We start from the raw sequence: 15,940 nt of genomic DNA on the forward strand, positions 1-15,940 counted from the left end.
CCTTGTAGCCTGGGTGCAGCGCAGCGGAACCCGGGATTTCTGGATATGAAAAACTACTTAATCCCGGGTTCCGCTGCGCTGCACCCAGGCTACAAATGATTAAAATGATTCGGTTCCAACAGAAAGAAATAAAAATTGGCTAACTATACTATTAGATAAACCAGACTAAGGAGTTATCAAACATGAATGGTTCACCTCTGCGCTTTTTATCTTCTTTCTTTTTACTTTTTTTATTCCCTCTGACCTTACTCGCTGCAACAAACAGTCCAATCAGTCTGGTTGGAGCTCAAGGTTATGATCTCGTATCTTATCAACAAAAAAGCGGCCCCATCCGGGGGAGTGGTAACCATGTCGTATTTTATCATGGTGTCGCTTACATTTTTGCAAGCACAGAAAATAAAAAAAACTTTGCCGCAGATCCTGAAAAATATCTACCGGCCTATGGTGGTTATTGTGCTTATGGCGTAGCAGCTGGTCATAAAGTCATCAGTGATCCCCTGGCATGGAAACTTGTGAATGGCAAACTTTATCTTAATTTGAATAAAGAAATTCAAAGTGTTTGGGCAAAAGATATTTCAGGTAATATCAAAAAAGCGGATGAACAATGGATAAAAATAAAAGATAAAGATCCTTCAATTTAAGAAATCTATTCACTAAATCTAACAGGAAATGCCTAAGAGACTGTCATCCCTGCGTAGGCAGGGATCCATTTACAAAAATAAAGATCCTTCAATTTAAGAAATCTACTCACAAAATCTAACAGGAAATGTCTAAGAGACTGTCATCCCTGCGTAGGCAGGGATCCATTTACAATGTACATCCTAAGCTTTGTTAGAAGATTTTATCTCCAATTTCGCAAAAATACTTTGTCATTGAGTCAAACAATCTTCGCTAGCTTAATTTGAGTTACGAACTATTTTGATGGATGGATCCCTGCCTACGCAGGGATGACAAAACTTTTGCATAAAGCACAGTACATAAGATAAAAAATATTGCATTAAACTCTAAAGCTCTTTATTGTTAATAAGCTTACCAATAACTAATTTTATGAAAATTAAGGGAATTTATGAAAAGAATAGGATTCTTAGTCGGTTTCTTGTTTTTCTTCAATCAGGGTTTTGCCAAAACTCCAATTGTGGTGCCTCAGCCCACCTCATGTATTACCGGGAGCTTTAGCGCAACAGGTACAAGTAGCTGGAAAACAATTTCGTTGAAATTAACCAACAATTGCAATCAAACGGTAGATTTTCAAAATTCCACAATAACATTTTCTAATAGCAGTAATCTTAATACATCGTTTTGGGGAAACTTCGCACCATTATCTTATCCAGTTAATAACTTGCAAATTACATCACAACCCCAAAGTGGCGGCACGTACTTATCCTCACTCTCATTACAATTTCCCACATATCCAGGTGCCAACAGCAAATTGCCTAAAGGAAGCTCTTTTACCATTATTTACGGAGAACCTACTGCAGATTACGTAGACAATAGTGTTCTTGTTTATTTAAATTCCCCAGCATCTACAGGTAATATCAATTTAATTAATGCTACAACAAAACCAGCCAATGTCTCGCAAACCTATGCTTTAGTGAATTTAACTTTAAATGGACAAACTGTGAGTACCGTACAGGTTCCCTGGTCTGGACAACAACTCATATCCGGCCTGGCTACTGGAGTTTATACCGTTTCACCAATGAATGTTACAGCCGGCAATGGCGTCGTGTATCAAGGAGTAGCAGATCCTGCAAGCTTAACGGTTTCTGCAGACGTCACGGTCTCCTCTACGCTTACCTATACTGCAAGCCAAACGACAGGAAACATCAACATCGCCTTAGCTGCATTGCCATCCCAATTATCAGGCTATGCCGGCATTCCTACAGTAACCTTAACCCGTATGGATAATCAAAGCGCAACCAATGCTCAAGCTCATTGGAACACAATTAATGTAATCAGCCAGTTAACCAATGGAGTCAACTATACTTTTTCAACTCCGGCAATAGCATATAATGGCTATAATTGTACTCCAACATTTACCCCAGCATCGGCTACCGCAGCAATTTCTGCTCCAACAGTACAACTTACCTATAATTGCGTTCAGGTCGCACAGGACAATATTCCTGTTACGGTCGCAGGAGCCCCCACTTCTCTTTCTTCCATTAATACAACCTTTACTCCCAATAACGGTTCCCCTGTAACTGAAACAATTCCTTTAAATAATGGAGCAGGAACAGGTAATGTCAGCTTAACTGATGGAATAGTCTACACAGTAAGTGCAACCGCAGTTAATGGTTATACAACCAGCTATTCTCCCCAACCCTTAACTGCCTCATCTTCTGCTACCGAGACCATTACCTATACTCAAAACACAAGTACTGGAGGCAGAATTATAGGCTACCTGCCCGGCTGGCAAACACCGCCACCTGCTACTGCTTTGGCAAATGCAGGTTATACCCATATCCTTGTAGCTTTTGGCGTATTTAGTACGACATCTCCGGGACAAATTACCTCTGCCTTCGATACCGTATCAGCAAGTTACATTCAATCCCTGCATAATGCTGGCATTAAGGTATTGCTGTCTTTAGGTGGTGCCTCCTCAAGTATCGCAAACACCACGGTCAATTTTCATCAGGTGGTGTCTGCCGCCTCTTCACCTACAGTATTTCAACAGACTTTTATTAGTTCATTAGAAAATCTATTAACTCAATACAATTTTGATGGATTTGATTTTGATATTGAAAGCGGGTTAAACGCAGGGGGGACATTTGCCAATCCTACAGGGGATATCGCCGTTTTAGCCAATATCATTAATACCATGCATACCAATCATCCGAATTTACTGCTTACCTTGGCTCCGCAAACTGCAAACATTGCCGCTACTTCAGGGTTTGATGCCACCTGGGGAAATTATGCCTCTTTAGTAATGCAAACCCACCAATCTTTAGCGTGGGTCGGCATTCAAATGTATAATGCAGGCTGTACTTTTGGCATCGACTTAATTTGTTATGATCCAAACAATACGAGCACCCCCAATGCTTCCGTAGCCATGGCAACTGATTTATTAGAAAATTGGCCTGCGGTCACCAGTTCCGGACAACAAACAGGGTTCCAACCCTACATCAGTTATCTCAACCCATCGCAAGTGGTTCTTGGCTATCCCGCACCTAATGCATCAGGACAAAGCGATGGCTCTCCTGCAGCAGTCATTGGGACCATCAAACGAGCCATCCAATGTTTGCGCACTGGAGTTGCCAGCCCATCAAGTTGCGATACCTACATTCCACCGCGAACTTATCCAGGATTTGGGGGAGTGTTTGATTGGGAAGTAATTCATGACCAAAACAACAATTATCATTTTGCGACCAGTTTAGTAGATTGCGTTATTAACAATAATTGTAACTAATTGTAGGTTGGGCACAGCGCAGCGGGACCTGAATTAACAAATTTTATTCACGTTCAACACCCAGGGTTCCGCTGCATCTAGGCTACAAACGATTAAATCGCTTTTTAAGTATTTCAAAAATCCTGTCCTTGATTCATCCTTTCTCAATTTTCAGAATAAATAAAAATAAAAGAGGTTATTTGTTAATCAAACCTTAAGGTTAAGTGTTTATAATACACAGTAGAGGAAATATAAATATGACTTGGCATGCAATGTATAATAGGCGCCAAGGTAAAGTATCTGCTGGTATCTGATACTTAAAAATTGAATCCTGAAGATGGTATGTCATAAGTTATCGTTTGTCAAGAAATTGTAAAAAATATTACAGGGTTTTTCAAAATTATATTGATATTTGTATATTTTTATGTATTTATGATTTATAATTTTATTAATTAATCTAATTTTAAGCACCTAGAGGAGCAGATTATGAAAAAAGGTCGATATGAGGGTCTTAATCCAGAACAAAGAAAAAAAGCAATAGCACAGGAAGAACGTCGTAACCAAAGAAAAGAACGGGAAGAACCTAGAAAAGGTTTTGCAGAAAGAGCAGAAGACCTTCGAAAGAGTCAACTAGATATAGAGGATCAAATTAAAGAAGAGCATGCGGAACTCTCGAAAAAAGATAAAGAGAAAGGTGTTGTATTGCCAGAAGGAAAGGAACGAGACAAATATGTTCAAATGTGGCTAGAGAAAAAGGCCCCAAAGATCTATGGAGAAACTGTAGCTTTACGAGATAAAATTAAAAGTCTTTTAGAGAATGAAGAGCTTATACATCAAAAAGAAACATACGATGCTGCAAAAAGAGTGCTTTCAAAACTTGATGTATCAATCAAAAAATGGGAAAAAGATATAAACGACCATCTTGTAATTAGAAAAAAATCCGAAGGACTTGTTCTTAAAGACCATACTTATTTTGCCGATATAGGCCCATTGGCAAAACAGCATTTCACTCAAGAATTTTATACCAGTGCTGTAACCGTAATTACAGAAAATAAAGCATCGATGATGAAAGATCCTGGTTGGTGGAACCAAGTAAAAGAGGCGATAAATAATTGGCTTGCAGAATTTGATGTAGGACCAATTTTTAAGGTGGAACCGACCCATTTTGGCATCGACCAAGATATTCAAAAAGGTATGGATAATTTGGAAAATCCAGATGAAACCATGCTTAGAATATAATTGCTTAATCTTAAAAAGCCTATATTGTGTTAATAATATGGGCTTTTTTAATTTTTAAAGTAATTTATTTAGGTAGTACAAAAACCAATTGGTAACTTTCAGGCCCCCCAAGATTTTTTGTATAGAACTTAGAAGCGATTTGGATGATTCCTAAATGTCTTGGGTTTAGCTAAATAAACTTCGAATGAAAAAAACCTTATACAAAAGTTCTTTTTTAATCAAACCTTAAGCTTTATTGTTTTAAAATACGTACATAAGAAAAAAATCAACCAGATAGCTATATGTATATTTTTAATCCTTTATGGTTTATAATTATCTTATGGCGTTATTTTTTAAGCATTTCGAGGAGAAATTATGTCTAGAAACCTACATAAGACAACACTAGATCCTAAAAAAAGGAAAGGCGCATCAGAACCTAAAGATACTCAATCATTTGAAGAAAGACGAAAAGAGCAAAGAAAAAGAATAGTAGAACAACATGAACGTTCGGAAGCAAGAAAGGGGGAGTCCGTTAAGAAGGAAGAAGGCGCAAAGAAGGGAGCTGAAAATCCAAATGTAAATTGGGATAAATTAAGAAGAGATCTTACAAGTAAATTCGGCAGTGAAGAACAAATCCAAGCGAGTGAAAAGTTTGCTGACCACCTACAGGGAAAGAATGGTTTTAGCATCCAAAGGCAAGCATTTCGTCTGGCTCAGGAGAAAGTGAGGCCGGAACCAATCCCTGGGAGTGAGCAGTTACTGAAACTCGTTAAAGGGAAAAAAATGCCTGAGTCAGTAAGTTCTATTATTAATCTTGTGGTTGCCCTTAATAGCTATAAAGGAGACAAAAAAGGAGAGATAAGCCTTGGAACTGATTTGGCGAGATTAGCTGTGATAGGGGGATTAGGCCAAGCATTACAACAATATGCCAGAAATAAGAACGAGGAACAATTTAAAGAGGCATGTACCCAAATAATGACAGAGTTTTATAAACCTTTAGCTGCAGATGTCAGTTTATGGAATGCTATTAAAGAATTCATTAAACCTGCACTGGTATTTTTACATATTGATACGAAACGCCTCCTTAGTTCAAACGATCTTATAAAAGATACAAATGTACAAGGGATGTTTAAGAAAGTTGTGCAAGAAGGTATAAGGATAGCTGATGAAGAACAAATAGACACAAATCTCAACAAACCTTAATATTCAATAATACCATCGTTGATTATTTTTTAACCATGACATTCAAAGTGTAAGTTGGGCCTTGGCCCAACTTTTTTATGTGATTCAAATAATTTTTAATAATTCTTATCTCGATGGAAGACGCTGGGCCAAGGCCCAACCAGAGTGTTTTTTAGGTTAATGTTTTGTCTTTTCTGGAGCAGTTCCAAACAACCAATCCGTACTTACTTCAAGTTCATCAGCAATTTTCTGCATGATAGTGTTATCTAAAGTAACCCCGTGCAATAAGGCTTCTATTTTAAATTTAGGTAATTCGAACATCTTGGAACACGCTTGAATGCGTTCTGTCATTAAGGCAGGAACACCAAGTTCATCAAGCTCATAGTGCAAACGTTCAGTTAGTTTTTTGTTTGACATGGTAGTCTCCTTTTTCACTTTTTATTAGAGTAAAACAAGTAAGCTTAAGGATTGATTAACAAAGAGATTTTTTTAAATAAAAAATTATTAATACAAAAAAGTCAGAAGGAGGCGTTTCTCAATCTAAACGAAACCACAATTTGGGGAACATCCATCCCTATTATTTAAAGTGAAAATTATATTCACGAATGTTATGATTTGCGCACTTTGCAATAACTATGGATCGATTATTATGCCAAGCACCAAAGAAATGTTATTAAATATCTTAAAAAACACTAAAAAGGACTCACTTTCTCCCTTTCAGATTGAATGTCTTGATATGTTTCAAGCAAAAATTAAAGCCATTCCTGTCGATGAACAAACAGAAATGGATTTACCAGTATGTGGCATTCTCCTTGATCACTGCTTTTGTGATTTGGACAATCTCTTTAAAAGTGAACAACGGATAATTAGTCTTATTAATAAAGGGAACCTGAGCGACAATGATTTTTTTAAACAAGTGGATCAAATTTTTGATGATGAAATTAAAACATTAAATCACTTTTCATCAGAAGTTTTTTATAATCAAATACTTAAACATGTAAAAACGATTGTAATTGATATGAAAAACGAACTGGGTCGATTAAAAACATCCTTGGATCACCAATTAAGTGATACCCCAAAGCTCTCCTGAAGATCAAACAAAATGTGGTGAATAGTGAAATATAAGGTGGTGACTCATATAATTTCATCATTGTAGCCCGGGTGCAGGCGTAAGCCGTAACCCGGGAAACTGCGAACAGCAAACCCCCGGGTTTCGCTTCGCTGCACCCAGGCTACGGATAGTGCCTTATTCAATTCCATCATTGTTGTACCAATGAATTACATCCGCGATTCATTCTTTTTCTATTCAAAAAGCAATGCCATAAAAATATGATTTTCATATTCCCCGTCGATCCGCACTGCATTTTTATGTATCCCTTCTTTTACAAATCCATATTTTTCATACAGGGCAATCGCCGCCTTATTATGCTCACGCACTGTAAGCTCTATACGCGTTAACCCCTTTAACTGAGCCATCTGCAGTGCGGTGCTTAATAAGGCCTCGCCTATGCCCTGTCCTCGGTATGGTGCAATGACGCCAATTCCTAAAGACCCAACATGGGCAAAAACAGGCCGGTCAAGCGGACTGATATCACACCACCCCACCAATTGATCCTGATGCATTGCTACAACTTGAGGCCAATTATTTTTAATATGATCTAAAACAAACTCTTTTGTTAATTGAATCGGAGGCCCTTCTAAAAAAGCTAAAAATTTACGCTCACGAGCAACACTATCAACCGCGGACCAAAAGGCTTCAATATGTTGTTCTTGAATAGGGACAATAGTATATTGCATAAGATTCGACTCAATGTGGGATCGAGATGTTAGTAAAAAGAAATTTTGTCTTGGAGTCAATCACTCTTGTTCACTTAATGGTGTCAGTAGATAATGGGGATGAATCTGCACCGTCCCTATAGGTTATTCCCAAGGATTGAAAAGTTCCACCCCTGTTTCTTTAAAATCTTTAGTATTTCTTGTTACTATTATTAATCCATGAACTAATGCAGTGGCTGTTATGAGTGCATCTCGTTCAGAACGAGGATTTGGAATATGCAATTTAGCACAGCGTAGTGCTACTGCTACATCTATATTTAGAACCCTATCTGAAAAAGATGGTAATACGTGAGAATCTAGCCAACTGCGCAAAATTGCTCCCTGCGAAGGGTCTTTACGTTCTTTCTGCAATACTCCTGCTTCCAATTCTAGAATGGTAATTACAGACAAAAACAGAGAGGAAGTAGAAACTGCTTTCGCCCAAGAGAGTACATTACTATCAGCTTTTATCCCCTTTCTTATTTCTGAAACTACATTGGTATCCAGTAAATACATTACTCAAATTCCTCAACACGATAAATCGTTCCTTTTATCTTAGGCGCTTCAAATTCGATATCTGATGAATCAGGCATAGCCAATAGATCCACGATAGTCTCTTTAGTTTTAGTTAACTCTAAATAATCTTCAATGGATAAAAGGACATGAGCTGGATGCCCTCTATCAGTAATAAACACAGGGCCTCGTGCAGCAGCTTTCTTTATTTTACTTACATCTTGATTAAATTCACGACTGGAAAATGTTGAAATTGGCATAGTTAATCCTTAAAATGTAGTTACATATCTACAATATAGAACAAACATAGATACTTGTCTACATTATTACTGGGGTTGGGCTAGATATCAGTAAAAAAGTTATGTCTTGGAGTCAATAAGCGATTGTTAACTTAATGGTCTCACTTAAGGATTTTGAACTTATAAGTAGGTTGAACCAAAATTCTGAGCAATTTTGTTGGGCTACGCTTATCATTATTCCGGATAGAAATTAAAATAAGGAGAAAACGCAAAGATCATGTTATAGTTCAAATTTATCTCACAAGAACTTGAAAAATATGGAAGAAATTATAATCTATCACAATCCTCGATGCTCCAAATCAAGAAAAACTTTGGAACTTCTTCAGAGTAAAGGTGTAGAGCCCGTTATTGTTGAATACCTTAAAACCCCGCTTAATCTCGAGCAATTAAAAAGCTTAAGAGCTCACTTTGCACTTAAAGATTTTGTGCGAACTGATGAGCCTGTTTTTAAAGAGCTGGGATTATCATTGGATAATGAAAATCAAGTGTTACAGGCGATGGTCAAAGAACCCATATTAATGCAACGTCCTATAGTTACCTCTAAAGAAAAAGCCATCATCGGGCGACCGCCTGAGAACGTTCTGAAATTATTGGAGTAATCGTTTTATTGTAGCCCGGGTGCAGCGCAGCGAAACCCGGGTTTCTATCATAAATTTTTCCCGGGTTTCGCTGCGCTGCACCCAGGCTACAGCATTACTTGGATGCTAGTTGATTTGGGCAACCTGCTTGATGGAATGATACGAGCGCATTATAAATACCTTGATAGTCTGCAAATGCATTTTTATTCGCTTTAATATCATCAAAAACCACGTCGGTTCGACTGCACGTTCCGAATTCTGTGATATTTAAATGATCGCCACTTGCTTTTTTGTAAGCAATAAAAGTTTCACCACAATGCAAATGCGGCCTTTTTGACGCGCTATTTCCTAAAAACTCCTGATTGCCACAATACATTTTTTTAAAGTTAACCTTAAGATGAGGCATATCTGCGAATGCATTTACTGAAACTGAAATAATAAAACAAGCTACTGTTGTAATTGAAATTTTATTCATCATAGAGATCCAAAAAAGTGCCAAAAGACAAATTTAACACATCTTATCACAGTAACCAAGATTCAATTTGTTGAAAATAAGTATCTTGAACTCACTTCATTTTTGCATCACGTATCTTCCTGGTGCAGAAGGTAATGAGGAGTCAAGCTTCGGTGGCGAAACACGTCGTTGCGAACTGTTATCTACTAACCATTCATGCCAAGCAAACCACCAGGAGCCCTCTCTTTTTTTCGCTTTGGCCAACCATTTTTTAGGTCCTAGATAAGGCATGTTTTTTTTGCTTGCAAGAATAGAATAATAGCGTCCAGGGTGGTTAGGTTCACTGACAATTCCTGCATTGTGGCCACCACTTGCTAACACAAAGGTAATATCTGTATGCATCATCAGGTGGATTTTATATACAGACTCCCAAGGAGCAATATGGTCATGTTCTGTGCTCACAGAAAAAATAGGTAAATGAACATTCCTCGGCGCTACCATTTCATCCTCAACACGAAAATGTCCCTCTGCAAAATCATTTTGCAGAAAAAGTTTCTCAAGATATTCTGTATGCATCTTGTAAGGCATCCGAGTCGCATCCGCGTTCCAAGCAAGCAGATCGATCATGCCACGCTTTTTACCGGTCATGTAATCATCAATCATTTTTGACCAAATCAGATCGTAGGTGCGCAACATCTGAAAAGATCCTGCCATATGTTTGGGATCAAGGTATCCTTTTTCCCACATCATGTTTTTAAGAAATGCTATTTCACTTTCAGTGATGAACAACATGAGCTCCCCTGCCTTTGTAAAATCCCCTTGTGCTGCCAGAAGCGAAAGGCTTTTAAGACGATTATCTTTATCTCTTGCCATAGCAGCAGCGGTAATCATTGCCAGAGTTCCACCAAGACAATATCCCATCAAATGAATTTTTGCCTTAGGTAAAATGTTGCTTACCGCGTCGATTGCTGCCATTGCACCTAAACGATAATAATCATCCATCCCTAAATCACGGTCTTTCTCATCCGGATTGCGCCAGGAAACAATAAAAACCGTATGCCCTTGCTCAACAAGCCATTTAACCAAAGAATTTCCAGGTGATAAATCCAGAATATAATATTTCATTATCCATGCGGGTAATATCAGTATTGGCTCTTTAAAAACAGTTTCAGTTTTTGGTTCATATTGAATTAATTCAATCAAATGGTTCGTAAATACTACTTTTCCTGGAGTAATCGCAACATTCTTGCCTGGTTTGAACTTTCCAGCACCAGGGGGAGGCAAACCAGCCAATCTTCTTAGCATATGTTCCACAGCAATCTCTGTGCCTTGAATCAAATTAATCCCACCACAACGAATTGTTTCATAAAAAAGATCGGGATTGGTCATTACAAAATTGGAAGGCGATAAAGCATCAAGTAACTGACGAATACAAAAAGAAACCGTGCGTTCTGATCGCTTGGACAGTCCAGGAACTTTTCGTGTTGCATGACACATCCACTCTTCAATCTGGAGAAAAACTTCTGCATACAAACGCCATGGCATCAATTGCCAATTCTCTTTATGAAAACGAACATCTTGTCCTTGCGCTGGTTGTTTATCACACAATAGATGTGCCCAAAATTCATCGATATGTAGGATAGGATAAAAAGCCAACGCCAATAAGTGGCCTGGCGATTGAGCTAATTGCAAAAGCCAAGCACAATGAGCAGTTCCAATTACTGCAGGACTCATCCCCATTGTAATTTTACCGAGATTTGCCTGATACAATTTATTTACATGATAAAAAAAATCATCCAATTTATTTTTATAGAGTGAATATTGGGAATTATTAATCTCAGATGGGGGTTCAAATTGATTCTTTAAGCTTAATCGAGTTGAGGCCGCATTCTTTTTTTCAGTTCCTTTCATGGTCAAATTCCTTTTGATCCCATTCAATAACGCTTTTTTGCTGCGATTTAAGCAGGTGCTGATGTAAATTATAGTATTATTTTCAATAATGTGCGTGGATGAAACTTAGAAAAAGGGTTGATGTAGTAGATTGTGCAAGGAAAAGCCTACTTGCCGTGCTTTATATACAGCATCCAGCCACTCTGCATGAAGACCAGAGCTGGATTCCGCGTATAAAGTGCCGAACGTAGGTATTTTAATCTTAGAGCATGGTAGAGAGCTATCCTGGTTTTATTAAGGCTTATCATGATACAAAACAATCAATTCCTTACTGGAGGAACATCCTAATAATTCCATTACCTTGGCCAGAGTACCTTCCACAGTTCTATAAGAAATATTCATATCACGTGCAATTTCTTTTGAACTTTTTCCTTGGGCAAGTAATCTAAGGCAGACTGCTTGATGTTCTGATAAGCGTATCGGAAGATGTGACGATTTATGAAACAGCATCATATCCTTCTCATTTAATTTGACTGGCATGGATTCTCCTGTTTTATTTTCAGCAACATGCTCAAAAGCGATTAATACATGTTTTTCCAGTGCATTATCATCGGTATCAAGCGAGATACTCGCTACATTTTCGAATAACCGATCGCGTTCTGCGTGAAGTGTCTCAAAAAATGTTTCGAGCTCAGTCGATAATAATGGCGGAGAATTGCGCGAAATCCGCCCTATTTGTATTGCAGTACTCACCTGTAAAAATACGACGAACTCTGAAGACAACAATTGTCGAATTGGCTCATTGCAGATAATACTTGCTTCAGTGGCTACTACTATATTTTCTTTTATTTTCAGCGCATTCAATAGATCATATTGGCATTGGTAAAAATCCTTTTGCCCCTGCGCCCCCACAATCTCATTTAAAGTACGCCCAAAATGATACTCAATTCCAAGATCAGCATCGATAAACTGCCAGCCCAGTTTTTCAGCCAATAATTTTGCAAATAATCCCTTACCAGCCCCTGGTAGACCGACAATAAAAATGCGTTTGTGTTGAGCCATATTTCTTTCCTATCTGTGACCTTTTGTAATTAATACAATTACTGAATCTATGGAACATTATAAAATATGTATTTAAATAGCATCAATACGTAGAAATACCTATCAAATATTCCAATTTCTATTCAAACAAAGTTTTTAGGAATTCTTCTCTGCTAGAAATTTTTTTACAGTTAATAAATCAAGATATGCCTTTTTCTTATCGGCTGGATTACGTAAGAGATAAGCAGGATGATAGGTTACCATGAATGGAATATTATTGTAGTGATGTAATGTATTACGTAAGTGTTTCAAAGGAAGCGGTTTATTCAGTAAGAATTGCCCTGCAAAACGTCCCAAAGCCAAGATCAAATGGGGTTGAATCAACTCAATTTGACGGGCAAGATAAGGGCTGCATTGAACAATTTCATCCAACTGAGGATCTCGGTTATTGGGCGGCCTGCATTTCAAAACATTGGCAATGTAAACTTCTTCTTCAACTATCTCAATGCCTTGCAACATTTGATTGAGCAAACTTCCTGCTTTACCTACAAAGGGAAGCCCTTGTTTATCCTCATAAAAGCCTGGAGCCTCACCAATAATCATCAGTTTTGCTTTCGCACTGCCGCGAAAAAAAACAGTTTGTGTGCGGGTTTTATGTAAAGAACAACGAGTACAGGCAGCTACTTCTTTTGCTAATGCTGATAAATCCTGCCCGCATGAAGAATGAGACTGGCGTAATTCCCAGAGGTCTATTCCCATAGCCTGTAGATAATAACGATTTAAAGCATTTGACATAGAAAGCTCATTTCAAAATATAAATTGCTAGCGAAAAATTGAAGGGTTATTTTCGTTTTTAATTTTTGATAAATCAATGCTGCTTTTATTAAAATATCGTATATTCTGGTGCAGCGCAGCGGAACCCGGGAAAATATCCACTCATTTTTAACCCGGGTTCCGCTGCGCTGCACCCAGGCCACATAATATAAAGGGTTACATTATACAAACTTACTCGCCTCTGCAAGCATCACTTGGCACGCATCTGCAAATTGAGCCTCATTCCAGATGTTTTCAGTACGTAATGTTCCATTATCGAGGCATTCCTCATAAGCGGCTAATCCAATCAATATATGAGAAAATTTAATCTTTCTAAATTTGCTTAATGCTTCAAGTAACGTCAATCGTTCAATTTCAGAACCTGAAATATCATCGCCAAATTCACCATCAATCCCATTAAACCGTATAGCAAACCATTCTTCTAAAGGCTGCCCCTTCATGATAAAGCTGTGAGATATTTGCGAACCACCCAGAACTCGGGTATCCAGATACTGTTGAATATCAACGCAAATCGTATTTTTCTTTATGTAGTGTAATGCTTCGGTAAATAATAAGGTTAATTCAAATGTCTGAACCTGAACAATAGCACGTAATTCAATAAGTGACTTAAGTAGATGCTGCTTTTTCGCTTGACTTTCTTTAGCGTGGTTCTGTTGTAGATTCTTCTTTGCTTCCTTTATTTGTTGATCAAGCTTACCAATAATTGTTTGGAGGCGCATCGCATTGCTTTCTTCGATTAAAATTTGCTCATGCAACCAACCGCGCAGCGCTGCAGACAAAGAGAGTACTTGCTTACTTGAAAATGCTTTTGTTAATGCGGCATTAAAATCATCCGGAGTTAATTGATCATATAACTCTTTCGCCTTGATATAAAGATTTGCATGTTCTTCCTCCAGATGCTCTTCCAACATTTTGCGCTGCAAATCATCAATTTTAGCGGCGCTCGTTATTTCAATCATCCCTCCTCCTGGCAAAAGATAAAATCCGTGCTGTTGCGCAAAACGGATTCGTCCCTGTGCATCGGTATGGATTCTATCTACTGCTTCATTTTCAAGCTTGCCCCCCATTTGAATTTGAATAGGATATAACTGAGTAGCTGGAGGATGATAAATATCAAGTTCATCCAAGTTAAAAAGATGTGATTTATTGGTTTTCTTCAAATGGACTTTTTGTGCCACACGAAATTTTTTCCAAATCTCTGGTGTATATTCATGAATTGGAAGTTTCAACCTCATCTGACCTGGTGTTTTACCAAACTCAAACCAAGAACTTAATTGTTCATCCATTTCCATATCATAGAAATCTAATAAAATATCAAAATATTGTTGGTTCTCCATACGTTGCAAAACATCAGCGTAATTAATGAATGTCGCTGCATAAGCTAAAACTTTATAATGAGTCTTTGCTTGACTTTGATGAATTACTTGGCCGGGAAGCTTTTTGATACCTGCAATTATTTCCTGCATCATAACACGCCGCGCCAGAGGATCCGCTTCTTTATATTGGATTAACATAGGGCCAACATCCATAAATAACCGCACTAGAGATTCCTCCTCATTTTAGACAAAAGCATTTTTTATAACGTTGAGACACTTACTTTAAAACAATTAAATATCAGTTTATTCAAGTTTTTATCTCATTTTTTTGTCTTATTATAGTTAATGATTTTAAATTATTTTGCTAATATATCTTCGGTTGTCATTTGGGAAGAAAAATAATTCATGACATTAGCAAAGAATCCAAGTCCTTATTCAGCGGACACAGCGTTTCAAGATGGCAGGTTGCGCCAAGCTCAATTAAAGATGCTTGCCATGCTTGAGGTAGTGGATACGATTTGTCTTAAACATGGTTTGGACTATTGGCTTGACGCGGGAACCCTTTTAGGGGCTGTTCGGCATCAAGGTTTTATCCCCTGGGACGACGATGTGGATATTGCCATGCCACGTGCTAGCTATGAACAATTTTTACGTGTAGCGCCAGCAGAAATCCCAGACTGGATGTGGCTACAAACAATTCATAGCGATCCAGGCTATTTTAATATGGCTACCCCTTTAAAAATCAGGGATCGCTCCAGCCGTTTTATTGAAAAACACGAAAAAGGTAATGAGCCTTACATTCAAGGTATCTTTATTGACGTTTTTGTCTATGACACCATGCCTGTAGATCCCAAACAACGCAAGCGATATAAATTCTATGCTAAAAAGCTCTCACGTTTGTTAAGTACCAAATACAGTAAAGTAAAAATAGGGCACTATCCTGCCTTTTATAAAGCTGTAGCCTCTTTTATTCCCAAGTCTCTACTTGAGTTGTGTTTGCAAAAAATTATTCATCAAGCAAATACCAGTAGGAGCCCTTATATAGGACGAGGTTATAATTGCGTAGGAAGAAATTTAATCAAAAAAGATGAAATATATCCTTTACAACGTGTTGCGTTTGAGACCAAAAAATTTAATATTCCACAAAATGCAGAAATATTTCTTATTCAACAATATGGAGATTATTTGCAGTTACCTCCCGAAGAGCAAAGAGTAATGAGACATTGCAAGGAGCTTATTCCTCACCTGGAAGAAATCATATAAGTTTTCCTTTTCATTTTTGCCTACTTGCCGTGCATAAAACGCGAAACGTAGGCATTTTAATTTTAATCATGCTATGAGATACCTTTTCCTAGATTATTGACAGATAATCATGCAATCGGTTATTATTATACCCACTATCAAACAAGCACATCATT

General features: G+C 37.8%; 16 protein-coding genes. 7 read left to right on the forward strand and 9 right to left on the reverse strand.

Features of this window, described 5'->3' with window-relative positions; genetic code table 11:
• The first annotated feature begins 182 nt into the window (after positions 1–182).
• The 4 genes from DY223_RS11845 (at position 183) to DY223_RS11860 (ending at position 5,803) form a co-directional block, all read left to right on the forward strand.
• Positions 183–641 carry a YHS domain-containing (seleno)protein gene (locus DY223_RS11845; protein ID WP_115684317.1) on the forward strand — a complete coding sequence of 153 codons (459 nt, stop codon included), beginning with the start codon at positions 183–185 and terminating at the stop codon, positions 639–641.
• 425 nt (positions 642–1,066) lie between these two features.
• Positions 1,067–3,403, forward strand: coding sequence for a glycosyl hydrolase family 18 protein (locus DY223_RS11850; protein ID WP_058460214.1), 2,337 nt, complete (start codon positions 1,067–1,069; stop codon positions 3,401–3,403).
• Between the two features lie 465 nt (positions 3,404–3,868).
• Positions 3,869–4,621 (forward strand): hypothetical protein, encoded by a 753-nt coding sequence (locus DY223_RS11855; RefSeq protein ID WP_058460213.1) that lies wholly within the window; start codon positions 3,869–3,871, stop codon positions 4,619–4,621.
• Between the two features lie 354 nt (positions 4,622–4,975).
• Positions 4,976–5,803, forward strand: coding sequence for a hypothetical protein (locus DY223_RS11860; protein WP_058460212.1), 828 nt, complete (start codon positions 4,976–4,978; stop codon positions 5,801–5,803).
• Positions 5,804–5,959: 156 nt separating this feature from the next.
• On the opposite strand, the gene DY223_RS11865 is transcribed toward DY223_RS11860, so the two are convergent.
• Positions 5,960–6,199 carry a hypothetical protein gene (locus DY223_RS11865; protein WP_058460211.1) on the reverse strand — a complete coding sequence of 80 codons (240 nt, stop codon included), beginning with the start codon at positions 6,197–6,199 and terminating at the stop codon, positions 5,960–5,962.
• A 232-nt stretch (positions 6,200–6,431) separates the two neighbouring features.
• Between DY223_RS11865 and DY223_RS11870 the strand changes: the two genes are divergently transcribed.
• On the forward strand, positions 6,432–6,872 hold the full coding sequence (locus DY223_RS11870; protein WP_058460210.1) for a hypothetical protein: 441 nt from the start codon (positions 6,432–6,434) through the stop codon (positions 6,870–6,872).
• 212 nt (positions 6,873–7,084) lie between these two features.
• Here DY223_RS11870 and DY223_RS11875 read toward each other — a convergent pair whose 3' ends face one another.
• From DY223_RS11875 to DY223_RS11885, 3 genes are all read right to left on the reverse strand, one after another.
• Positions 7,085–7,579: a GNAT family N-acetyltransferase gene (locus DY223_RS11875; RefSeq protein WP_058460209.1), complete on the reverse strand. Its 495-nt coding sequence runs from the start codon at positions 7,577–7,579 to the stop codon at positions 7,085–7,087.
• A 123-nt stretch (positions 7,580–7,702) separates the two neighbouring features.
• Positions 7,703–8,113: a type II toxin-antitoxin system VapC family toxin gene (locus tag DY223_RS11880; protein ID WP_058460208.1), complete on the reverse strand. Its 411-nt coding sequence runs from the start codon at positions 8,111–8,113 to the stop codon at positions 7,703–7,705.
• The gene (locus DY223_RS11885) at positions 8,113–8,370 is read right to left on the reverse strand and encodes a type II toxin-antitoxin system Phd/YefM family antitoxin (protein WP_058460207.1); all 258 of its coding nucleotides are present in this window, start codon (positions 8,368–8,370) and stop codon (positions 8,113–8,115) included. Before DY223_RS11885 ends, DY223_RS11880 begins: the two co-directional genes overlap by 1 nt.
• A gap of 296 nt (positions 8,371–8,666) precedes the next feature.
• Between DY223_RS11885 and arsC the strand changes: the two genes are divergently transcribed.
• Positions 8,667–9,008: an arsenate reductase (glutaredoxin) gene (gene arsC, locus DY223_RS11890; RefSeq protein ID WP_058460206.1), complete on the forward strand. Its 342-nt coding sequence runs from the start codon at positions 8,667–8,669 to the stop codon at positions 9,006–9,008.
• Positions 9,009–9,102: 94 nt separating this feature from the next.
• On the opposite strand, the gene DY223_RS11895 is transcribed toward arsC, so the two are convergent.
• The 5 genes from DY223_RS11895 to DY223_RS11915 all read right to left on the reverse strand — a co-directional run bounded on the left by DY223_RS11895 (position 9,103) and on the right by DY223_RS11915 (position 14,747).
• Positions 9,103–9,465, reverse strand: a complete 363-nt coding sequence (locus DY223_RS11895; protein WP_235810550.1) for a hypothetical protein — start codon at positions 9,463–9,465, stop codon at positions 9,103–9,105.
• 93 nt (positions 9,466–9,558) lie between these two features.
• Positions 9,559–11,352: a PHA/PHB synthase family protein gene (locus DY223_RS11900; protein ID WP_058460204.1), complete on the reverse strand. Its 1,794-nt coding sequence runs from the start codon at positions 11,350–11,352 to the stop codon at positions 9,559–9,561.
• Positions 11,353–11,625: 273 nt separating this feature from the next.
• Positions 11,626–12,393 carry a shikimate kinase gene (locus tag DY223_RS11905; protein ID WP_058460203.1) on the reverse strand — a complete coding sequence of 256 codons (768 nt, stop codon included), beginning with the start codon at positions 12,391–12,393 and terminating at the stop codon, positions 11,626–11,628.
• A 135-nt stretch (positions 12,394–12,528) separates the two neighbouring features.
• On the reverse strand, positions 12,529–13,167 hold the full coding sequence (locus tag DY223_RS11910; RefSeq protein WP_058460202.1) for a uracil-DNA glycosylase: 639 nt from the start codon (positions 13,165–13,167) through the stop codon (positions 12,529–12,531).
• A gap of 200 nt (positions 13,168–13,367) precedes the next feature.
• Positions 13,368–14,747 carry a hypothetical protein gene (locus tag DY223_RS11915; protein ID WP_235810549.1) on the reverse strand — a complete coding sequence of 460 codons (1,380 nt, stop codon included), beginning with the start codon at positions 14,745–14,747 and terminating at the stop codon, positions 13,368–13,370.
• 180 nt (positions 14,748–14,927) lie between these two features.
• Between DY223_RS11915 and DY223_RS11920 the strand changes: the two genes are divergently transcribed.
• Positions 14,928–15,785 carry a LicD family protein gene (locus DY223_RS11920; protein ID WP_058460200.1) on the forward strand — a complete coding sequence of 286 codons (858 nt, stop codon included), beginning with the start codon at positions 14,928–14,930 and terminating at the stop codon, positions 15,783–15,785.
• Positions 15,786–15,940 lie beyond the last annotated feature (155 nt).

The sequence above is a fragment of the Legionella bozemanae genome (assembly GCF_900450575.1).
Lineage (GTDB): Bacteria > Pseudomonadota > Gammaproteobacteria > Legionellales > Legionellaceae > Legionella > Legionella bozemanae.